Raw genomic sequence first — 19,617 nt, forward strand, 5'->3', positions numbered from 1 at the left:
AAAATGGCGGCATGAAAACGTGTGAATCCGAGTTCGTCCAGGTGCGCGGCCGGCGCCTCCACGTGCGCATGTGGGGTGCGGAGTCGGCGCCGCTGCTGGTGCTGCTGCATGGCTGGTGCGACGTATCGGCTTCCTTTCAATTCGTCGTCGATGCACTGGAACGCGACTGGCGCGTGCTTGCGCCCGATTGGCGCGGCTTCGGCTTGTCGGAGTGGAATGACGATGTGTACTGGTTTCCCGACTACATTGCCGACCTCGACGCCTTGCTCGACCACTATTCGCCGCAGTCGCCGGTGCGCCTGGTGGGGCACAGCATGGGGGGCAATGCGGCCTGCATCTATGCCGGGATTCGTCCCGCGCGCGTTGCCGGCGTGGTGAATCTGGAGGGGCTGGGCCTGCGCCGCTACGCCTCGGAAGAGGCGCCGGAGCGCTATGCGAACTGGCTTGATCAATTGCGGGATACGCCGAGTTTCCGCTCCTATCCCGACCGGGAGGCATTCGCCGCGCGGCTGCAGAAGGAAAATCCGCGCCTGTCTGACGCGAAGGCGCAATTTCTCGCCGGGCACATGGGCGAAGACGACGGCGCGGGCGGCATCCATCTGGCGGCCGACCCCTTCCATCGCTGGGTCAATCCGATCATTTACCGTGTCGAAGAGGCGATGGCGATCTGGCGCCAGGTGACGGCCCCGGTGCTTTGGGTCACTGCGGCTGACTCCTTCATCTTCAAGCAGTTGTTCGCCGTCGATTCGGCGGATTACCGCAGCCGGATCGCTTGTTTCCGCGACGTGCGCGAGGTGACTTTGCAAGAGTGCGGACACAATCTGCATCATGACCAGCCGCAACAAGTGGCGCGCCTGATCGAGGAGTTTTTTATCCCATGAAGGCGCTCAATGCCGATCTGCACTGTCATTCGACAGTCTCCGACGGGCTGCTCACGCCGGCCGAACTGGTGCAGCGTGCCAAGGACAATGGCGTCGAGCTGCTGGCACTGACCGACCACGATGAACTGGGCGGACTGGCCGAGGCGCGTGCGATGGCCGACGAAATCGGCCTGCGCTTTGTCGACGGTGTCGAAGTCTCGATTTCCTGGGGTGACGACCAGACGGTACATATCGTGGGACTCGGTATCGATCCGGCCAACGCCGCTCTGAACGAGGGATTGCAGCGGGTCAGGAGCGGCCGCGATGCGCGTGCCGGGCGCATGGCCGCCGAACTGGACAAGGTCGGCATCCATGGCGCCTACGAGGGTGCGCTGCGCCATGCCGGCAATCCGGCGCTGGTCAGCCGTTCGCATTTCGCCCGCTACATTGCCGAGCAGGGGCATGCCAAGGACGTCAAGTCGGTGTTCGACTACTGGCTGGCCAAGGGCAAGCCCGGCTACGTCGAGCATTCCTGGGCGACGCTGGAGGATGCGTTGCGCTGGATAGTCGGCGCTGGCGGTACGGCGGTCATCGCCCATCCGGGCCGCTACCGGCTGTCGAAGTCCGAGCGCAACGAATTGTTCAGCGCGTTCAAGGATCTCGGCGGGCGCGGCATCGAAGTGCTGTCGGGTTCCAACAAGGATGACGAGGTGCGCGAGTTCGCCCACATCGCGCGGCAGTTCGGCTTTCTCGCGTCGCGCGGCTCGGATTTCCACGGGCCGGGCGAAAGCTGGATCGACCTGGGCAAGCTGCCCGATTTGCCCGAGGATCTGACGCCCGTCTGGTCTCAACTGGCCTGAACGCTCCTCGCCCGGTACGCATACTCCATGGCACAGCTATTCCACATTCATCCCGAACATCCGCAACCGCGCCTGATCAAGCAGGCGGCGGAAATTGCCAGGAGTGGCGGCCTGATCGCGCTGCCCACCGATGCCGCTTATTCGCTGGCCGGCGTGGCGGGCTATGCGCCCTTGCTGGACCGCATCCGCAGCATCCGCGGCGTCGATGAGCGGCATCATTTCACGCTGATGTGCCGCGACCTTTCCGAGATCGCCACCTACGCCCGGGTGGACAACGCCCAGTATCGCCTGTTGAAGGCCACCACGCCGGGCAGCTATACCTTCATCCTCGAAGGCACCAAGGAGTTGCCGCGCCGCCTGCTGCATCCCAAGCGCAAGACCATCGGCCTGCGCGTGCCCGATCATCCCCTGGCGCTGGCGCTGTTGGAAGAGCTGGACGAACCCCTGCTGACATCGACGCTGATTCTGCCGGGCGCCGAGGCGCCGCTGGCGGATGCCGACGAGATACGCCAGCACTTGGAAAAGCTGCTCGACCTGGTGATCGATGCCGGCGGTTGCGGCATGGAGATGACGACGGTGATCAACCTGACGGGCGCGCAGCCGGAACTGGTGCGTGCCGGTCACGGACCGCTGGAGCCTTTCGGGCTGGCATGATCCGGTCTGTTAAAATCAGCGCCTCCCATGAATTTTATCCAGACGCTGGCGATTTCCGCCCTGCCGATCATTTTCGCCATCACGCTGCATGAGGCGGCGCATGGCTACGCGGCGCGGCATTTCGGCGATCCGACAGCGTGGCAGATGGGACGCATCAGCCTGAATCCGCTGCGGCATGTTGATTTGGTGGGGACTCTGCTCGTTCCCGCGCTGATATTGCTGATTTCGGCGGGAGGCCTGCTGTTCGGCTGGGCCAAGCCGGTGCCGGTGAATTTCGGCAACCTGCGGCGTCCCAAGCAGGACATGCTCTGGGTGGCCGCGGCCGGCCCCGGGGCGAATTTGGCCATGGCGCTGGGATGGGCACTGGTTTTGAAGTTTGCGATCGGCAGTCCCGAATTTGCTTATGCGGAAGCTTTGCGGGAAATGGCGCTGGTAGGGGTTCGCATCAACGGCGTCCTGATGGTGCTGAACTTGCTGCCCCTGCCGCCGCTGGATGGTGGGCGCATCGTGACAAGCCTGTTGCCCCATCGTGCGGCCTGGAAATTTTCGCAGTTGGAACGCTGGGGTTTCCCCATTTTGCTGGCACTGCTGTTTTTGGGGGTACTGGATACAATCCTGCGACCCTTGTTGTGGCTGTTCAATTCCCTGATCCGAACCCTTTTTGGTTTTTGAAATGTACGCAGAAAAAGTTCTTTCCGGCATGCGCCCCACCGGGCGGCTCCACCTCGGCCACTATCACGGCGTGCTGGCCAACTGGATCAAGCTCCAGCACGAGTATCCCTGCCTGTTCTTCGTTGCCGACTGGCACGCGCTGACCACCGCCTACGACGAGCCGGGTACGATCACCGACAACGCCAACGACATGATCATCGACTGGCTGGCGGCCGGGGTCGATCCCTCGCAGGCGACCATCTTCATCCAGTCCAAGGTGCCGGAGCATGCCGAGCTGCACCTGCTGCTGTCGATGATGACGCCGCTGGGCTGGCTGGAGCGCGTGCCGACCTACAAGGACCAGCAGGAGAAGCTGACCCACAAGGATCTGACGACCTACGGTTTTCTCGGCTATCCGCTGCTGCAGGCCGCGGATATCCTGATCTATCGCGCCAACAAGGTGCCGGTGGGCGACGACCAGGTGCCGCACATCGAGTTCACGCGCGAGATCGCGCGCCGTTTCAACCACCTGTACGGCCGCGAGCCGGGCTTCGAGGACAAGGCCCGCGAGGCGGTCAAGAAGCTCGGCAACAAGCGCGCCAAACTCTACGACGAGTTGCGCACCCGCTACCAGGAAAAGGGCGAAGACGAGGCGCTGGAGCAGGCCCACGAGTTGCTGAACGAGGCGCAGAGCCTTTCGCTGGGCGATCGCGAGCGACTGTTCGGCTGGCTCGAAGGCACGCGCAAGATGATTCTGGTGGAACCCGATGCGCTGCTGACCCATGCCTCGCGCATGCCGGGACTCGATGGGCAGAAAATGTCCAAGTCCTACGGCAACACCATCACGCTGCGCGAAGACGCCGACGCCGTCAGCAAGAAAATCCGCACCATGCAGACCGATCCGCAACGCGTGCGGCGCACGGATCCGGGCGATCCCGAAAAGTGCCCGGTGTGGCAATTCCATCTGATCTATTCCAGCGAAGAGGTCAAGGGCTGGGTGCAGACGGGTTGCCGCTCGGCCGGAATCGGCTGCATCGAGTGCAAGCAACCGGTGATCGAAGGCGTGCTGCGGGAACAGGAACCGATGCGCGAGCGGGCCAGGATGTACGAGGAAGACCCGCAACTGGTGAAGAACATCATTGCCGACGGCTGCGAAAAGGCGAGGAAGCTCGCCCAGGAAACCATGCGCGACGTGCGCGAAGCGATAGGGCTCGACTACTCGTGATCGAGAACGCGATTCCGGATCATTCTGGCGCCCAGGTCGCCGTTACCTGCCCGCGAAGCGGAATCCCAGGTACGCAGAGCGAGACAGCGCCGACTCTTGAAGCCGGCGCAGCGGCAGAGCATCGGCCCAAGGTGTATGGCGAGTTCATGGCCGAGATGCCGCGCGATCTCTACATTCCGCCGGATGCGCTGGAGATCATCCTCGATTCCTTCGAAGGCCCGCTCGACCTGCTGCTGTACCTGATCCGCCGCGCCAACATCAACGTGCTCGACATCCCGATGGCGCCGCTTACGGCGCAGTATCTGGTGTATGTCGAGGCGATGCGCAAGGGCAACCTCGAACTCGCGGCCGAATACCTGCTGATGGCGGCCATGCTGATCGAGATCAAGTCGCGCATGCTGCTGCCGCGCCCGCCCAAGGCCGAGAACGGCGAGCCCGAAGACCCGCGCGCCGAGCTGGTGCGGCGTCTGATCGAATACGAACGGATGAAGGCGTCGGCGGCGAAACTCGATGAAATGCCGCAGGCGGGGCGCGATTACGAGTGGATCACGGTATGGATCGCCGACAAGGTCGCCGAGCGCCAACCCGAGGTAAGCTTGCACGACCTGCAAGTCGCCTGGCTGTCGCTCATGAAGCAGGCGAGGGTGCACCAGCACCACAAGATCCATCGCGAGGAACTGTCCGTGCGCGAGCACATGAGCATCATCCTGCGGCGCCTGCAGGGAGGAGGGTATGTGGTGTTCGACCAGTTGTTCGACCTGACCCTGGGCGCCCAGGGCCTGGTGGTGAGTTTTCTTGCCCTGCTCGAGCTGGCGCGCGAATCGCTGATCGAGATTGTCCAGAACGAGGCCATGGCGCCCATTTACGTGAAGCTGCCCGATGCTGCCACTGTATAAACCCGAGGATTACAAGCGTGTGCTGGAAACCGCGCTGCTGGTGGCCAGCGAGCCATTGCCGCTGGCCGAACTGAAAAAGCTCTTCGACCAGGAGTTCGACGACGATACCTGGCGTACACTGCTCGATGACCTGCGCCGCGACTGGGCGAATCGCGGCGCCGAACTGGTGCAGCTGGCCTCCGGCTGGCGCTTCCAGACCCGCCCGGAATACCAGTCCTACATCGATCGCCTGAAGAACGACAAGCCGCCGAAGTATTCGCGCGCGGTGATGGAGACGCTGGCGATCATCGCCTATCGCCAGCCGGTCACGCGCGGCGACATCGAAGATGTTCGCGGCGTGGCGGTGTCGCCGAATATTCTGAAGACGCTGGAAGGGCGTGGCTGGATTGACGCCGTGGGACATCGCGACGCACCGGGGAGACCGGCGCTGTATGCGACGACAAGAAGGTTTCTCGACGACCTGGGTTTGCGCAGCCTCACCGAACTGCCGCCACTGACTGAAATTGAAAGGGTGATGGACCTTGGACAATCCGCAATCCACGAAACCTCCCCGGTCCGGGAGTCGGAAGCCGAAAAATCGGGCGCCGAGCACGCAGGATCAGGACAAGCGACAGGGCAGCAGCCAGCGCAGTGGTCAGCAGAGCCCTCCAGCGACGGGCAGCTCACCCTCCCCGAGCGGGAAACGGAGCGGCCCGCCGCAGCGCCAGACGCGCAAGCCTAGTCCTTTCCGGCCGCCGCAAGGCCCGGCACGGGCGCAAAGCGAGGCGCCGCGCGTCCGAGGCGGATCGTCTCTGCCGGCCCACGCAAAGCGGCGCAACGAGCCGGTCTTCATCGATCCGCCGAAGTTGCACAAGGCGCTGGCCGACGCGGGCTATGGCTCGCGGCGCGAACTTGAAGAGTGGATCATCGCCGGACGTGTCAGCGTCAACGGCATGCCGGCGCACGTAGGCCAGCGCGTCGGGCCGGAAGACAAGATTCGCCTCAACGGCAAGCTGGTGCAGCTCAAATTCGGTTTGCGCGCTCCGCGCGTGCTGGTCTATCACAAGCCTGAAGGCGAGATCGTTTCCAAGGACGATCCGGAAGGCCGCCCCAGCGTTTTTGCCAAACTGCCGCGACTGAAGAGCGGGCGCTGGATTTCCATCGGCCGGCTGGATTTCAACTCCTGCGGCCTGCTGCTGTTTACCAACGACGGCAGCCTGGCCAATCGCATGATGCATCCGCGCTACGAAATCGAACGCGAATACGCGGTGCGCGTCCTCGGCGAGGCGACGCCCGAAATGCTCGAACGCCTGCGCAAGGGCGTCGAACTGGAGGACGGTCTGGCCAGCTTCAGTCTCATCCTGGACGGCGGCGGTGAAGGCGCCAACCACTGGTATCGCGTGGTTCTGTCCGAAGGACGCAATCGCGAGGTGCGGCGCATGTTCGAAGCCGTCGGCCTGATGGTCAGTCGTCTGATGCGCGTGCGTTACGGCCCCGTGCATTTGTCGCCGCGTCTCAAGCGGGGCCAGTGCCGCGATCTGGAGCCCGGCGAGGTACAGGAACTGCTGAAATTGCTGCCGCCGGAACAGAAGAGCCGATTCCCGGCGGGATACGGGCCTTTTGCCGATACTCATGTCGGTGACGACTTTGACGACGAAGGCGAAACCGGCGGCAATCGAATTGATTTGGCAGAGAAATGATGCCTCTGCTATAATCTTTCGGCTTTAGTTGGCACCGTGTTCTCGGGAGAGAGAAGGAATGGGCTTTTTGGCCCATTTTCTATTTGTGCGATGTGTTTGTGAGCTTTCATGCAACTGCTTGATTTGATTGAGACGACTGTAACTGGCTTGGGATACGAACTGGTCGAATTCGAGACCAGTCCGCGTGCCCGGCTGCTGCGCGTCTTCATCGACAGGCCGGAAGGCGCGCAAACGGAAAAGAGCGGCATCAGCGTCGAGGATTGTGCCGCGGTGAGCAATCAGCTCAGCCGTGTGTTCATGGTCGAAAACATCGATTATGACCGTCTTGAGGTCTCGTCTCCCGGACTCGATCGCCCGCTGGTCAAGCCCGCCGATTATCGGCGCTTTGCCGGACAGGACGTGCAGCTCAAGCTGCGTGTTCCGCTGGGGAACCAGCGCAATTTCAGCGGCGTGCTGGAGGGCTTGCAGGAAGAGGCGGGTGCTGAAATGGTGTGCCTGCGAACGAATGACACAGTGCAGCGGTTTGCTCTCGAGAATGTCGATCGGGCGCGCCTGGTGCCCAAGTTCTGATTATTGCTGGAGGACTCACATGAGCCGTGAATTGCTGCTGTTGGTCGATGCCCTGGCCCGCGAGAAGAATGTTCCGCGGGACATCGTGTTTGGCGCCCTTGAAATGGCGCTGGCATCCGCTACGAAAAAGCGTATCAATGACGAAGCCGACGTGCGCGTAGACATCGATCGCGAGACTGGCGAACATGAAGCCTTCCGCCGCTGGCTGGTGGTTCCCGACGGCACCGTCGAGAATCCCGAGCAGCAGATCGGCTTGACCGCCGCGCAGCAGCAGATTTCCGACATTGCGCTCGAAGACTATATCGAGGAAGGGCTGGAGCCCGTCGATTTCGGCCGCATCGGCGCCCAGGCGGCAAAGCAGGTGATCGTGCAGAAGATTCGCGATGCCGAGCGCGAGCAGTTGCTGAACGACTTCCTCGACCGCAAGGAATTTCTGGTCAGCGGTACCGTCAAGCGCATGGAGCGCGGCAGCGCCATCATCGAAGCGGGCCGCATCGAAGCCCTGTTGCCGCGCGACCAGATGATCCCCAAGGAAAACCTGCGCCCCGGCGATCGCGTTCGTGCCTGGCTGATGAAAATCGATCGCCAGGCAAGAGGCCCGCAACTGATCCTGTCGCGCACGGCTCCCGAATTCATCATGAAGCTGTTCGAACTGGAAGTGCCGGAAATCGAAGACGGGCTGCTCGAGATCAAGGCCGCCGCGCGCGATGCCGGCATGCGCGCCAAGATCGCGGTGAAGTCGAACGATCCGCGCGTCGATCCGATCGGCACTTGCGTCGGCATGCGCGGTTCGCGCGTCACGGCGGTCACCAACGAGCTTTCCGGCGAACGTGTAGACATCATCCTCTGGTCTGCCGATCCGGCGCAGTTCGTCATCGGCGCACTGGCCCCGGCCGAAGTGCAGAGCATCGTGGTCGACGAAGAGAAGCACGCAATGGACGTCGTGGTCGACGAGGACAACCTTGCCATCGCCATCGGCCGTGGCGGGCAGAACGTGCGACTGGCCTCGGAACTCACCGGCTGGACCATCAATCTGATGACCATTGAAGAGTCCCAGAGCAAGTCCGAATCGGAACATAGCTCGATCCGTGCCTTGTTCATCGAAAAGCTCGACGTGGACGAGGAGGTTGCCAATATCCTGATCGAGGAAGGCTTCTCCACGCTGGAGGAAATTGCCTACGTTCCTCTCGCGGAAATGCTCGAAATCGAAGCTTTCGACGAGGCCACGGTGACGGAACTCCGTGACCGTGCGCGCAACGTGCTGCTGACCGAAGCCATCGTGGATGAAGAGCAGATGGAGAAGGTGGCCGATGACCTGCTCTCACTGGAGGGCATGGACAAGCCGTTGGCGGCAAAGCTGGCCAAGAATGGCATCACTGATCGTGATGCACTGGCGGACCTGGCAACCGATGAGTTGATGGAAATGACCGGCATCGATGCCGAGCGGGCGACGGCGCTGATCACTGTTGCGCGTGCCCACTGGTTTGCCGAAGAAGAATGAGAGGTACCGCATGGCTTTGATGACTGTTTCCCAATTCGCCACCGAGCTGAAAATGCCGGCGCCAGCATTGCTGGAGCAACTGGCCAAGGCCGGCGTCAGCAAGCAGGCATCCAACGACACCTTGTCCGAGCAGGACAAGACGCGGCTGCTCGACTATCTGCGCAAGTCGCATGGAGAGGCGGCGCCCAAGGCCAAGATCACCCTGACGCGCAAGCAGACCAGCGAAATCCGGGCCTCTGATTCCACCGGCAAGGCGCGCACGATTCAGGTTGAGGTTCGCAAGAAGCGTGTATTCGTCAAGCGCGATGCCAGCGAGCTGGCCGCCGAAGCCGCTGCCGAAACTTCCGTCGAAGCCGCTGCGGTTGAACCGGCTCCGGCAGCGACTCCGGAACCCGTCCCGGTTGTCGAGGCGGCGCCTCCTCCTGTTGTTGCCGCAGTGGAAGTTGAGGTCGCCGCACCGGTGATCGAGGCAGTGGCCGAAGCCCCTGCCCCTGCCCCTGCGCCCAAGCGTGTGGCAACCACCAAGTCCGTGATCGATCCGGCACAGCGCGCATTGCGCGAGGCCGAAACCCAGCGCCAGGGAAAGCTTTCCGCGATTCAGGCCGCCGAGTTCAAGGAAAAGAGCGAACGCGAAGCAAGGGCGCGAGCCGAGGCCGAAGCCCGGCTTGCCGAGCAGCAGGCGCAATTGGCCGCTGCGGAAGCCAAGAAGGCGAAAGATGCAGCCGCCGCTGCAGGCGTATCCGGCACGATACACAAGCCGGCGGCGAAGCCGGAAGACGGCAAGGCCAAGCCGGCGAAGAAAGACGCATGGAAGGATGACGCGGCCAAACGGCGTGCGATCAAGACTCGCGGTGATGCGGGCACCGCCGGTTGGCGCGGCTCCAAGGGTGGCGGGCGTCATGGACGCCACGGCCACGCCGAAGAGGCGCCGGTGCAGCAGCCGGTCGAGGCGATTGTCCGTGAAGTCCATGTTCCGGAAACGATCACCGTTGCCGATCTGGCGCACAAGATGACCGTCAAGGCGACGGAGGTCATCAAGACCCTGATGAAGATGGGATCGATGGTCACCATCAACCAGGTGCTCGACCAGGAAACGGCCATGATCGTGGTCGAGGAAATGGGGCATATCGCTCTCGCCGCAAAGCTCGACGATCCCGATGCATTCCTCGCCGACGAAGGCGAGCACAAGGATGTGGAGCAGTTGCCGCGCGCTCCGGTGGTCACCGTGATGGGTCACGTCGACCACGGCAAGACGTCGCTGCTCGACTACATCCGCAAGAGCCGTGTCGCCCATGGCGAAGCGGGCGGCATCACGCAGCACATCGGCGCCTACCACGTCGAGACGCCGCGCGGCATGATCACTTTCCTCGACACGCCGGGCCACGAGGCTTTCACGGCGATGCGCGCTCGCGGTGCCAAGGCGACCGACCTGGTCATTCTGGTGGTTGCGGCCGACGACGGTGTCATGCCGCAAACCAAGGAGGCGATTCATCACGCGAAGGCGGCCAACGTGCCCCTGATCGTGGCCGTCACCAAGATCGACAAGCCCGACGCCAATCCGGAGCGGGTCAAGCAGGAACTGGTCGCGGAAGGCGTCGTGCCGGAAGAATACGGCGGCGATTCTCCCTTCGTCGGGGTTTCGGCCAAGACCGGGCAAGGCATCGATGAATTGCTGGAGCAGGTCCTGCTGCAGGCCGAAGTGCTGGAACTCAAGGCACCGGTGGAAGCTCCCGCCAAGGGGCTGGTGATCGAAGCGCGTCTCGACAAGGGCAAGGGCCCGGTGGCCACCATCCTGGTGCTGTCGGGCACTCTGCGTCGCGGTGATGTGCTGCTGGTCGGCGCCGTGTTCGGCCGCGTGCGTGCCATGCTGGATGAGAACGGCAAGTCGGTCGAGTCGGCGGGGCCCGCTATTCCGGTGGAAATTCAGGGCCTGACGGACGTGCCGGCAGCCGGCGACGAGGGCATGGTCCTCCTCGACGAGCGCAAGGCGCGCGAAATCGCACTGTTCCGCCAGGGCAAGTTCCGCGATGTCAAGCTGGCGAAGCAGCAGGCCGCGAAGCTCGAAAACATGTTCGAACAGATGGCCGAAGGCGAAGTCAGGACCCTGCCGCTGATCATCAAGGCGGACGTGCAAGGTTCGCAGGAAGCCCTGGTACAGTCACTGAACAAGCTGTCGACCGGCGAAGTCAAGGTCACCATCGTTCATGCCGGCGTGGGGGGCATCAGCGAATCGGACGTCAATCTGGCAGCTGCCTCCAAGGCGGTCGTCATTGGCTTCAACACCCGTGCCGACGTGGGGGCGCGCAGGGCGGCCGAGAGTCTTGGCGTGGATATTCGCTACTACAACATCATTTACGCGGCAGTCGATGAAGTGAAGGCCGCGCTGTCCGGCATGCTGGCTCCGGAGAAAAAGGAAGTCATTCTCGGTCTGGTCGAGATTCGCCAGGTCTTCCGGATTTCGCGGATCGGCGCGGTCGCCGGCTGCATGGTGCTGTCCGGCATCGTCAGGCGCAACGCTTCGGTGCGCGTGCTGCGCAACAATACAGTGGTGCATACGGGCGAACTGGATTCGCTCAAGCGGTTCAAGGATGACGTCCGCGAGGTCAAGGAAGGTTTTGAGTGCGGCTTGAGCCTCAAGAACTTCAATGACATCAACGAAGGCGATCAACTCGAAGTGTTCGAGGTTCAGGAAGTCGCCCGCAAACTGAGCTGATCATGGCGACAAAACGCGGCTCAGGTCACGGTTATGCACGGTCTGACCGCGTTTCCGAGCAAATCCGGCGCGAACTCGCGGATTTGCTGCGCTTTCATCTCAAGGATTTGCGCATCGCGCCGAAGCTGACGCTGGTTACGCTGACGGCTGTCGAGGTCACTGCCGACTATGCTCACGCCAAGGTGTTCTATACGTCGCTGGCAGATCCGGCATCGAACGAGATGATCGATCAGGGCCTCAAGCATTCCGCCAGTTTTTTGCGTCGCGAGCTGGGCCGCCGGATTCGGATTCATCATATTCCCGAGCTGCATTTCGTTTTCGACCCATCCGTCCAGGAGGGCGCGCGCCTCTCGAAGCTGATCGACGCGGCCGTGGAATCGGACAAGAAGCTGCAAGACGAGTGAATGCGCGAATGAACGCGCCGCATCGCGAAGGTGGCAAGCTCAGGCGGCGTCGGCTCGATGGCGTGCTGCTGCTGGACAAATCGCTCGGGCTTTCGTCGAATCATGCCCTGCAAGCCGCCCGGCGTCTTTACAACGCAGAAAAGGCCGGACATACCGGTACGCTTGATCCATTGGCGACTGGTTTGCTGCCCTTGTGCTTCGGCGAAGCGACCAAGTTTTCCGGCGAGTTGCTCAATGCCGACAAGCGCTATGTGGCAACAGTTCAGCTTGGCGTCACCACTGATACGGCGGATGCCGAAGGCGCGGTTCTGGAGCGGCGTCCGGTAACAGTTGACCGTTCCGATGTGAAAGCCGCAATGGCCCATTTCGTCGGCGAGATTGACCAGGTGCCGCCGATGTATTCGGCGCTGAAGCGCGACGGCAAGCCGCTCTACGAATACGCCCGTGCCGGCATCGAAGTGGAACGGACGTCACGCCGCGTCAGTATCCATGAATTGCGCCTGCTCGATTCGGACCACGATCTGGTCGATGGGCGCTTTGTTTTCGAAGTCCGCTGCAGCAAGGGAACTTATGTGCGAACCCTGGCCGCCGACATCGGCGATCGCCTGGGTTGCGGAGCACATCTGGCCGCCTTGCGTCGTACCGGCATCGGCGCGTTGGACGTCGCCCAGGCGCATTCCCTGGCCACGCTCGAAGGTCTGCCGGCCGAAGCCCGGGACGCCCTGCTGTTGCCCCCCGATTCCCTGCTGGCAAGTTTGGCCGAGGCACGCCTCGATGCAGCCGATGCCGCCAGGTTGAGGCATGGCCAGGCAGTGCGCTGGGCTGGCGAGGAGGGCACCCGGCTGCGCGTATATGACGCAGAACATGGGTTCATCGGCGTTTGTCAGCAGGTTGCGGATGGCTGGCTGCAACCGCTGCGGCTGGTTGCAGGCGCCTGAAGGCGGAATCAGCTTTGGTTATGACCACTCAGCTTGACGTCAATAATTAGCGTTCGATGCTTGATTAGACGGTATTCAAAACGCTATAATCCGCGGTTCTCCAAGAGCCCAATATCACAGGATCAGCAAGGAAACCATAATGGCAATTTCCACTACAGACAAAGCCAAGATCGTCACTGACTACCAGCGTGCGCAGGGTGACACCGGCTCTCCCGAAGTTCAGGTGGCGCTTCTTACCGCGCGCATCAACGACCTGACGGGTCATTTCAAGGCACACACCAAGGATCATCATTCACGGCGCGGCCTGCTCAAGATGGTCAGCCAGCGTCGCAAGATGCTGGATTACCTCAAGCGCAAGAATGTCGACGGCTACCGTTCGCTGATCGAGCGTCTCGGTCTGCGTAAATAATTTTCTCAAACAAGCGTCGGTCCGGGTCGTTCCCAACGCGCGATGCGCTTTGTTCAAGCTACTGCCCAGGCTTGCTGAACAGGCCGGTACAGCCGTGATGGCTGTGCCGGCTTTTATTTTTTGCCGAAAGGAATTGTTGTGCTGAATCCTATCAAGAAGAGTTTTGCCTACGGTGACCACACGGTCACCCTTGAGACTGCCGAAATTGCCCGCCAGGCTGGCGGCGCCGTCATGGTCACCATGGATGACACCGTTGTGCTGGCGACGGTGGTTGGCGCGCGCAACGCCAAGCCGGGACAGGATTTTTTCCCGCTGACCGTCGATTATCAGGAGCGGTCTTACGCTGCCGGTCGCATTCCCGGAGGTTTCTTCAAGCGTGAAGGCCGCCCGTCGGAGAAGGAAATCCTGACCTCGCGCTTGATCGACCGCCCGTTGCGTCCGCTGTTCCCCGATGCCTTCTACAACGAAGTTCAGGTGGTTTGCACCGTAATGTCATGCAACCCCGAAATCGATCCGGATATCCCGGCGATGCTCGGTGCGTCGGCGGCCATGGCGATTTCCGGCATCCCGTTCAGCGGCCCGATCGGCGCCGCCCGCGTTGGCTACATCGACGGCAAGTACGTGCTGTGCCCGACCAAGACCCAATTGGCAAGCACGCAACTCGACCTGGTGGTTGCCGGTACCGAAGCCGCCGTGTTGATGGTCGAGTCCGAGGCCCAGCAGCTTTCCGAAGAGATCATGCTCGGCGCCGTGGTGTTCGGCCATGACCAGATGCAGGCCGCGATCAAGGCCATCAACGAACTGGTTGAAGTCGCCGGCAAGCCGGAGTGGGACTGGCAGCCGCCGGCCAAGGACGAGCCGCTGATTGCCCGCGTGGCCGAACTGGCGGAAGCCGAACTGCGCGAAGCCTATCGCATCACCAGCAAGCAGGCCCGCACGATCAAGACCCGTGAAATCACCAAGAAGACCATTGCCGCATTGACCGAGGGCGTCGAAAACGCACCGGATTCAAACCTGGTCGGCAACACCGTGTTCGAACTGGAAGCCAAGATTGTCCGCAGCCAGATTCTCAACGGCGAGCCCCGTATCGACGGCCGCGACACGCGCACCGTACGGCCCATCGTCATTCGCAACGGCGTTTTGGCGCGCACCCACGGATCGGCACTATTTACGCGCGGCGAGACGCAAGCCCTGGTTGTCGCCACGCTGGGTACCGGCCGCGACGAGCAGATCATCGACGCCCTGCAAGGCGAGTACCGCGATCGCTTCATGCTTCACTACAACATGCCTCCCTATGCCACCGGCGAGACCGGCCGCGTCGGTACGCCGAAGCGCCGCGAAATCGGCCACGGCCGCCTGGCCAAGCGCGCGCTGCTGGCCGTGCTGCCGTCGCCCGAGGAGTTCGGCTATTCGATGCGCGTCGTGTCGGAAATCACCGAGTCCAACGGCTCGTCGTCGATGGCTTCCGTCTGCGGCGGCTCGCTGGCCCTGATGGATGCCGGCGTGCCGCTCAAGGCGCACGTGGCGGGCATCGCCATGGGCCTGATCAAGGACGGCCCTCGCTTTGCGGTGCTGACCGACATCCTGGGCGACGAGGATCATCTCGGCGACATGGACTTCAAGGTTGCGGGCACCGAGAGCGGTATCACTGCCCTCCAGATGGATATCAAGATTCAGGGCATCACCAAGGAAATCATGCAGGTTGCGTTGGCCCAGGCCAAGGACGCGCGTTTGCACATTCTGGAAAAGATGCGGGTTTCGATGTCCGGCCATCGCGAGGAAGTTTCCAACTTTGCCCCGCGCATGATCCACATCAAGATCAATCCGGAGAAGATTCGCGACGTGATCGGCAAGGGCGGCGCGGTGATCCGTGCGCTGACCGAAGAAACCGGCTGCGTGATCGATATCGAGGACGACGGTTCGATCACCATTTCCTCGGTGAATGCCGATGCGGCACAGGTGGCCAAGAAGCGTATCGAGGACATTACCGCCGAAGTTGAAGTCGGGCGCATTTATGAAGGCACGGTGCTGCGCCTGCTGGATTTCGGCGCCATCGTCAGCCTGCTGCCGGGCAAGGACGGTCTCCTGCACATTTCGCAGATTGCCAGCGAGCGCGTGAATGCCGTCGCCGACTACCTGAAGGAAGGCCAGTTGGTGAAGGTCAAGGTCATCGAGACGGATGACAAGGGTCGCGTTCGTTTGTCGATGAAAGCCATTGCCGCGGAAACTCCGGCACCGGCCGCCACCGCCGAGTAATCGACCGCTTGCAGGCAGCAAAAAAGGACGTCTCGGCGTCCTTTTTTGTTTGTCGCGGTTTTCGCGTTTGCCGGGGACTTACTTCCCGACCTGCTTTTGGCTTCGGCCGCTACGCTTACGTTAGCCTGCACCGAAAACAGGCTGGAATTACTTTCCAACCTGTTTTTCGCGGTGCTCTTCGAGGGTCTTGCAGTCGATGCACAAGGTGGCGGTCGGGCGTGCTTCAAGGCGCTTCAGGCCGATTTCGACGCCGCAGGAGTCGCAGTAGCCATATTCGCCTGCTTCGATGCGGGCAATCGACTCGTCAATCTTCTTGATCAGTTTGCGCTCGCGGTCACGGTTGCGCAGTTCCAGCGCAATATCGGACTCCTGGCTGGCGCGATCGTTCGGATCGGCGAACACGGTCGCTTCGTCCTGCATGGTATGCACCGTGCGCTCGATATCCTCGCTCAGTTCGTCCTTGAGGGAAGTCAGGATGTCGCGAAAATGAGTGAGCTGTTTCGTGCTCATGTAGTCCTCGCCCTTTTTCGGGATGTAGGGCGGGAATTGCTTCTTGTGCAGCAGATCTTCAGCCATCGCGGAATGTCCGTATTTTCGGAGAACCGGCTTTATAAACGAAACGCGGGACTACCGCAAGTCAAGGTTTTTCGACACGGCATGTCGCAATGCGATTGACCGGCACGGGCGGGGTTCGGTAAAATTGCGCGGTTCGGGGTGTGGCGCAGCCCGGTAGCGCGCTTGCTTTGGGAGCAAGATGTCGAGAGTTCGAATCCCTCCACCCCGACCAATCAAAATCAAAGGGTTACAGAAATGTAGCCCTTTTTTTGTTCACTGTCCGTGAAGGGCTGCAGCGCCTAATCCTTTTTGCCGAGCATTGCCTTGAGATCGGCGAAAGGCGAATGCGTGGCCGCCGCTGCGCCGGATATGCCGGTTCCGGCATTGCCTGTGGCTTCCAGCTGGCGCTGGTGTTCGTTGTCGTGGCAGTAAAGGCACAGCAGTTCCCAATTGCTGCCATTGGGCGGGTTGTTGTTGTGGTTGTGATCGCGGTGATGCACCGTGAGTTCGCGCAGATTGGAACGCGTGAATTCACGGGCGCAGCGGCCGCAAATCCATGGGTAAATCTTCAGCGCCTGCTCGCGGTAGCCCTGGTCGCGAATCTCGGCGTCGCGACGCGCATCGGCGACGATGCGGTCGAGTTTTCCCGGAGCACCGGCTTTCATGCGCGCTATTTCTCCTGAAGGAGATTGTTCATCCGCTGCGCGCGACTTTTGGATTCAGCCTTGTTGATTTCCGACACCTGGCGGCCATAGGCCTCGCGCGCTTCCTGGCCTTGCTGCGTTGCCTCGATGCTGCGTATGCAGCGCCAGCGCTTTCCCGTTTTGGTGACGATCAGACGCATTTCGTTTCTGGGGTGATGCATGCGGCAGTGATAGCAGTAAGTGGGTTCTGTTGCCATGGGAGTGGGCGGATATCCGGCGAAGACAACTGCAATTATGCTACGCCCAGCACGATTTTTTCGTCCTGTGCCGGCGCTTTGCGGATATTCGCGGCATTCCGTTCAATCGACATCCGTGGCCCCGGTTTCCTTGTAAACTTGCGCGGTTCGCTTGTGCAGGCCCTTATGTCGCGTCGTCACGAGGGATTCGATGATTTCGATGCAAGGATCTTGCTGTGCAACGCATCCGCCCGTAGCTCATCTGGATAGAGCACCGGCCTTCTAAGCCGGGGGTAACAGGTTCGAGTCCTGTCGGGCGGACCAGTATTGCAGGGCTGCGCAGGAATTTGTTACGGAGACCCGTGCATTCAGCTTTTGAACCTCCGCATCAAGCGTGCGGACAATGCGGAGCAGGGATTACTGATGAAAGCAACGCGATTCACCGGCATAGCGGATGCCAAGGCCAGGCTGGGACAGGAACTAGGTCTCAGCGACTGGATGCTGATCGACCAGGAACGCATCAATGCCTTTGCCGAAGTGACGGGCGATAGGCAATGGATCCATGTCGATGTCGAGCGGGCGAAGCGTGAGTCGCCGTTTGGCGCGCCGATCGCTCACGGCTACCTCACCCTGTCGTTGTTGGCCAAGTTTGCGAACGAATGCATTTCGGTCGATGGCATCAAGCTTGCCGTGAACTACGGCCTGAATCGCGTGCGCTTCGCCTCGCCGGTGAAAGCAGGCAGTCGTGTCCGTGCGAGGTTTGTGCTCGCGGAGGTGGACGATATCCCCGGCGGCGCACAACTGGTGTGGCAGGCGGTGATCGAGATCGAGGGCGGCGACAAGCCGGCGTGCGCGGCGGAGATGGTCACACGCTGGTATTTCTAGGAAGCCCCGCGACTTGCTTGACGGCCAGGTTCATCGCATCATGAGCGTTCCCACCTACATTTGCGTCACCCGCCATGGTGAGACCGACTGGAACATTGCCGGAATTCTGCAGGGCTGGACTGACGTTCCAATCAACGATCAGGGGCGGCGGCAAGCTTACGAACTGGTCGGCAGCTTCTCCCATTCGAAGTTCTCGAAGATTTATTCGAGCCCCCTGATCCGTTCGCTCGAAACCGCGGAAATCATCGCCCGTTCGCTTCGACTGGATCCTCCTGAATGTCATGAGGGATTGATGGAGCGGAATTTCGGCGTCATCCAGGGGATTCCCAAGTCGGAACTGGCGGAACTGAATCCGGTACTGTTGCAGCAGATTCTCAAGCGGAATCCGGCGACGGAATTCGAGCAGGGCGAGTCGATGGATGAATTCGCCGATCGAGTGCTCGACGCCATCGTCAGCATCGCGCGGCCCAACGCCGGCAAGCGCATTCTGGCGGTTACCCACGGCTGGGTCATGGATGTGATCACCCGGCACATTGCCAGCCGGCCGCGCAGCGCCATCCTCAACATGAAGCGCAGGAATGGCGAATGCCTGTGGCTGGAGGTTCGGGAGCAGTCGATTCGTCCCGTGTGATGTGGATGAATGTGTGGGTACAAAAACAAAACGCGCCGGAAGGCGCGTCATTGCTGGGTGTCTGGCGGAGAGGGAGGGATTCGAACCCTCGTTAGGATATTATCCTAAACACGCTTTCCAGGCGTGCGACTTAAACCGCTCATCCACCTCTCCGCAGATCTGCCGATTGCTGCACTTCAGCAGGGCGCGAATTCTAACAGATCATCCCTCGCTGTGCCGCAGCGAGAGATCGATGGCACGCACGTCCTTGGTCAGGCTGCCCACGGAAATCCGGTCGACGCCGGTTTCGGCAATGGCACGCACGGTTTCCAGGCGCACCCCTCCCGAGGCTTCGAGTTCGGCGCGCCCCGCGGTGAGGCCGACGGCTTGGCGCATCTGGGTCAGGTCCATGTTGTCGAGCAGGATCATGGTGGCTTCGGCATCCAGCGCTTCGGCGAGTTGCTCCAGGGTTTCCACTTCAATCTGGATGAAGACGTCATTGCGGCCGATGGCTTTTGCCTGTGCCAGTGCGGCGGTGACGCCGCCGGCCGCCATGATGTGGTTTTCCTTGATCAGGATGCCGTCATAGAGGCCGAGGCGGTGGTTGTGGCCGCCGCCGCAGGTGACCGCATATTTCTGCGCCAGGCGCAGGCCGGGCAGGGTTTTGCGCGTGTCGACGATGCGGGTGCCGGTGCCGGCCACGGCATCGACATAGAGTCGCGTGACTGTCGCTGTGGCGGAGAGCAGTTGCAGGAAGTTGAGCGCGGCGCGCTCGGCGGTAAGCAGGGCGCGGGTGCTGGCTTCGATTTCGCACAGCGTCTGGCCGGCGGCAACCAGATCGCCATCGCGCGCATGCCAGCGGATGACCGTCAGCGGATCGAGGCGCCGGAAGCAGGAGTCGAACCAGGCGATGCCCGCGAGTACGGCATCTTCGCGACAGATCACGGTGCCTTGCGAACGGCGGGTGGCGGAGGTGAGCATGGCGGTCAGGTCACCACCACCGATATCCTCCATCAGGGCGGCGAGTACGTTGCGCTGGACCTCGGCGGCAAGCTGAAGGGGAAGTTCCAT

20 protein-coding genes, 3 tRNA genes and 1 pseudogene are annotated in these 19,617 nt (G+C 61.7%); 19 read left to right on the plus strand and 5 right to left on the minus strand.

Features of this window, described 5'->3' with window-relative positions; all coding sequences use genetic code 11:
- Positions 1-11: 11 nt before the first annotated feature.
- From SUTH_RS07600 to pnp, 15 genes and pseudogenes are all read left to right on the plus strand, one after another.
- Entirely contained in the window at positions 12-881 is an 870-nt protein-coding gene (locus tag SUTH_RS07600) for an alpha/beta fold hydrolase (protein ID WP_041098323.1), read from the plus strand.
- Positions 878-1,720 (plus strand): 3',5'-nucleoside bisphosphate phosphatase, encoded by an 843-nt coding sequence (locus SUTH_RS07605; protein ID WP_041098324.1) that lies wholly within the window; start codon positions 878-880, stop codon positions 1,718-1,720. Before SUTH_RS07600 ends, SUTH_RS07605 begins: the two co-directional genes overlap by 4 nt.
- A 27-nt stretch (positions 1,721-1,747) precedes the next feature.
- Positions 1,748-2,374 (plus strand): L-threonylcarbamoyladenylate synthase, encoded by a 627-nt coding sequence (locus tag SUTH_RS07610; protein ID WP_041098325.1) that lies wholly within the window; start codon positions 1,748-1,750, stop codon positions 2,372-2,374.
- 27 nt (positions 2,375-2,401) lie between these two features.
- A complete protein-coding gene (locus SUTH_RS07615) occupies positions 2,402-3,046 on the plus strand; it encodes a site-2 protease family protein (RefSeq protein ID WP_041098326.1) in 645 nt (214 codons plus the stop codon).
- Position 3,047: 1 nt separating this feature from the next.
- Entirely contained in the window at positions 3,048-4,250 is a 1,203-nt protein-coding gene (locus SUTH_RS07620; protein WP_041098327.1) for a tryptophan--tRNA ligase, read from the plus strand.
- Between the two features lie 146 nt (positions 4,251-4,396).
- On the plus strand, positions 4,397-5,146 hold the full coding sequence (locus SUTH_RS07625) for a segregation and condensation protein A (protein ID WP_084207544.1): 750 nt from the start codon (positions 4,397-4,399) through the stop codon (positions 5,144-5,146).
- Positions 5,130-5,678: pseudogene (gene scpB, locus SUTH_RS07630) on the plus strand (SMC-Scp complex subunit ScpB); the annotation flags it as partial. The gene SUTH_RS07625 and the pseudogene scpB, both read left to right, overlap by 17 nt.
- A 313-nt stretch (positions 5,679-5,991) precedes the next feature.
- Positions 5,992-6,825, plus strand: coding sequence for a pseudouridine synthase (locus tag SUTH_RS07635; RefSeq protein WP_052473430.1), 834 nt, complete (start codon positions 5,992-5,994; stop codon positions 6,823-6,825).
- Between the two features lie 108 nt (positions 6,826-6,933).
- On the plus strand, positions 6,934-7,395 hold the full coding sequence (rimP, locus tag SUTH_RS07640; protein WP_041098328.1) for a ribosome maturation factor RimP: 462 nt from the start codon (positions 6,934-6,936) through the stop codon (positions 7,393-7,395).
- Positions 7,396-7,414: 19 nt separating this feature from the next.
- Positions 7,415-8,896 carry a transcription termination factor NusA gene (nusA, locus tag SUTH_RS07645; RefSeq protein ID WP_041098329.1) on the plus strand — a complete coding sequence of 494 codons (1,482 nt, stop codon included), beginning with the start codon at positions 7,415-7,417 and terminating at the stop codon, positions 8,894-8,896.
- 10 nt (positions 8,897-8,906) lie between these two features.
- Positions 8,907-11,609, plus strand: coding sequence for a translation initiation factor IF-2 (gene infB, locus SUTH_RS07650; protein ID WP_041098330.1), 2,703 nt, complete (start codon positions 8,907-8,909; stop codon positions 11,607-11,609).
- A 2-nt stretch (positions 11,610-11,611) separates the two neighbouring features.
- Entirely contained in the window at positions 11,612-12,013 is a 402-nt protein-coding gene (rbfA, locus tag SUTH_RS07655; RefSeq protein ID WP_041098331.1) for a 30S ribosome-binding factor RbfA, read from the plus strand.
- A gap of 8 nt (positions 12,014-12,021) precedes the next feature.
- Positions 12,022-12,951 (plus strand): tRNA pseudouridine(55) synthase TruB, encoded by a 930-nt coding sequence (gene truB, locus SUTH_RS07660; protein WP_041098332.1) that lies wholly within the window; start codon positions 12,022-12,024, stop codon positions 12,949-12,951.
- Positions 12,952-13,090: 139 nt separating this feature from the next.
- Positions 13,091-13,360 (plus strand): 30S ribosomal protein S15, encoded by a 270-nt coding sequence (gene rpsO / locus SUTH_RS07665; RefSeq protein WP_041098333.1) that lies wholly within the window; start codon positions 13,091-13,093, stop codon positions 13,358-13,360.
- Between the two features lie 141 nt (positions 13,361-13,501).
- A complete protein-coding gene (gene pnp, locus SUTH_RS07670; protein WP_197539695.1) occupies positions 13,502-15,616 on the plus strand; it encodes a polyribonucleotide nucleotidyltransferase in 2,115 nt (704 codons plus the stop codon).
- A gap of 147 nt (positions 15,617-15,763) precedes the next feature.
- On the opposite strand, the gene dksA is transcribed toward pnp, so the two are convergent.
- Positions 15,764-16,192 carry an RNA polymerase-binding protein DksA gene (gene dksA, locus SUTH_RS07675; protein ID WP_041098335.1) on the minus strand — a complete coding sequence of 143 codons (429 nt, stop codon included), beginning with the start codon at positions 16,190-16,192 and terminating at the stop codon, positions 15,764-15,766.
- Positions 16,193-16,326: 134 nt separating this feature from the next.
- Here dksA and SUTH_RS07680 point away from each other — a divergent pair.
- Positions 16,327-16,403 (plus strand) — tRNA-Pro (locus SUTH_RS07680).
- Positions 16,404-16,470: 67 nt separating this feature from the next.
- Here SUTH_RS07680 and SUTH_RS07685 read toward each other — a convergent pair.
- Together SUTH_RS07685 and SUTH_RS19625 are read right to left on the minus strand one after the other, a co-directional pair.
- On the minus strand, positions 16,471-16,836 hold the full coding sequence (locus tag SUTH_RS07685) for a YajD family HNH nuclease (protein ID WP_041098336.1): 366 nt from the start codon (positions 16,834-16,836) through the stop codon (positions 16,471-16,473).
- Between the two features lie 5 nt (positions 16,837-16,841).
- On the minus strand, positions 16,842-17,015 hold the full coding sequence (locus tag SUTH_RS19625) for a hypothetical protein (RefSeq protein WP_171817333.1): 174 nt from the start codon (positions 17,013-17,015) through the stop codon (positions 16,842-16,844).
- Between the two features lie 283 nt (positions 17,016-17,298).
- Between SUTH_RS19625 and SUTH_RS07695 the strand changes: the two genes are divergently transcribed.
- From SUTH_RS07695 to SUTH_RS07705, 3 genes are all read left to right on the plus strand, one after another.
- Positions 17,299-17,375: transfer RNA gene (locus tag SUTH_RS07695), tRNA-Arg, on the plus strand.
- Positions 17,376-17,474: 99 nt separating this feature from the next.
- A complete protein-coding gene (locus tag SUTH_RS07700) occupies positions 17,475-17,936 on the plus strand; it encodes a MaoC family dehydratase (RefSeq protein ID WP_041101958.1) in 462 nt (153 codons plus the stop codon).
- Positions 17,937-17,976: 40 nt separating this feature from the next.
- Positions 17,977-18,567 (plus strand): histidine phosphatase family protein, encoded by a 591-nt coding sequence (locus SUTH_RS07705; protein WP_041101959.1) that lies wholly within the window; start codon positions 17,977-17,979, stop codon positions 18,565-18,567.
- Positions 18,568-18,629: 62 nt separating this feature from the next.
- On the opposite strand, the gene SUTH_RS07710 is transcribed toward SUTH_RS07705, so the two are convergent.
- Positions 18,630-18,720: transfer RNA gene (locus SUTH_RS07710), tRNA-Ser, on the minus strand.
- A 48-nt stretch (positions 18,721-18,768) separates the two neighbouring features.
- Positions 18,769-19,617: a carboxylating nicotinate-nucleotide diphosphorylase gene (gene nadC, locus SUTH_RS07715; RefSeq protein WP_041098338.1), complete on the minus strand. Its 849-nt coding sequence runs from the start codon at positions 19,615-19,617 to the stop codon at positions 18,769-18,771.

This window comes from Sulfuritalea hydrogenivorans sk43H (genome assembly GCF_000828635.1).
GTDB lineage: Bacteria > Pseudomonadota > Gammaproteobacteria > Burkholderiales > Rhodocyclaceae > Sulfuritalea > Sulfuritalea hydrogenivorans.

Coding starts and splice junctions, on each gene's coding strand:
- nusA (WP_041098329.1), top strand. CDS start 7,415: ATGAGCCGTGAATTGCTGCTGTTGGTCGATGCCCTGGCCCGCGAGAAG.
- SUTH_RS07615 (WP_041098326.1), top strand. CDS start 2,402: ATGAATTTTATCCAGACGCTGGCGATTTCCGCCCTGCCGATCATTTTC.
- infB (WP_041098330.1), top strand. CDS start 8,907: ATGGCTTTGATGACTGTTTCCCAATTCGCCACCGAGCTGAAAATGCCG.
- rbfA (WP_041098331.1), top strand. CDS start 11,612: ATGGCGACAAAACGCGGCTCAGGTCACGGTTATGCACGGTCTGACCGC.
- SUTH_RS07700 (WP_041101958.1), top strand. CDS start 17,475: ATGAAAGCAACGCGATTCACCGGCATAGCGGATGCCAAGGCCAGGCTG.
- SUTH_RS07685 (WP_041098336.1), bottom strand. CDS start 16,836: ATGAAAGCCGGTGCTCCGGGAAAACTCGACCGCATCGTCGCCGATGCG.
- SUTH_RS07625 (WP_084207544.1), top strand. CDS start 4,397: ATGGCCGAGATGCCGCGCGATCTCTACATTCCGCCGGATGCGCTGGAG.
- SUTH_RS19625 (WP_171817333.1), bottom strand. CDS start 17,015: ATGCGTCTGATCGTCACCAAAACGGGAAAGCGCTGGCGCTGCATACGC.
- dksA (WP_041098335.1), bottom strand. CDS start 16,192: ATGGCTGAAGATCTGCTGCACAAGAAGCAATTCCCGCCCTACATCCCG.
- SUTH_RS07600 (WP_041098323.1), top strand. CDS start 12: ATGAAAACGTGTGAATCCGAGTTCGTCCAGGTGCGCGGCCGGCGCCTC.
- nadC (WP_041098338.1), bottom strand. CDS start 19,617: ATGGAACTTCCCCTTCAGCTTGCCGCCGAGGTCCAGCGCAACGTACTC.
- SUTH_RS07620 (WP_041098327.1), top strand. CDS start 3,048: ATGTACGCAGAAAAAGTTCTTTCCGGCATGCGCCCCACCGGGCGGCTC.
- SUTH_RS07705 (WP_041101959.1), top strand. CDS start 17,977: ATGAGCGTTCCCACCTACATTTGCGTCACCCGCCATGGTGAGACCGAC.
- SUTH_RS07605 (WP_041098324.1), top strand. CDS start 878: ATGAAGGCGCTCAATGCCGATCTGCACTGTCATTCGACAGTCTCCGAC.
- truB (WP_041098332.1), top strand. CDS start 12,022: ATGAACGCGCCGCATCGCGAAGGTGGCAAGCTCAGGCGGCGTCGGCTC.
- rimP (WP_041098328.1), top strand. CDS start 6,934: ATGCAACTGCTTGATTTGATTGAGACGACTGTAACTGGCTTGGGATAC.
- rpsO (WP_041098333.1), top strand. CDS start 13,091: ATGGCAATTTCCACTACAGACAAAGCCAAGATCGTCACTGACTACCAG.
- SUTH_RS07610 (WP_041098325.1), top strand. CDS start 1,748: ATGGCACAGCTATTCCACATTCATCCCGAACATCCGCAACCGCGCCTG.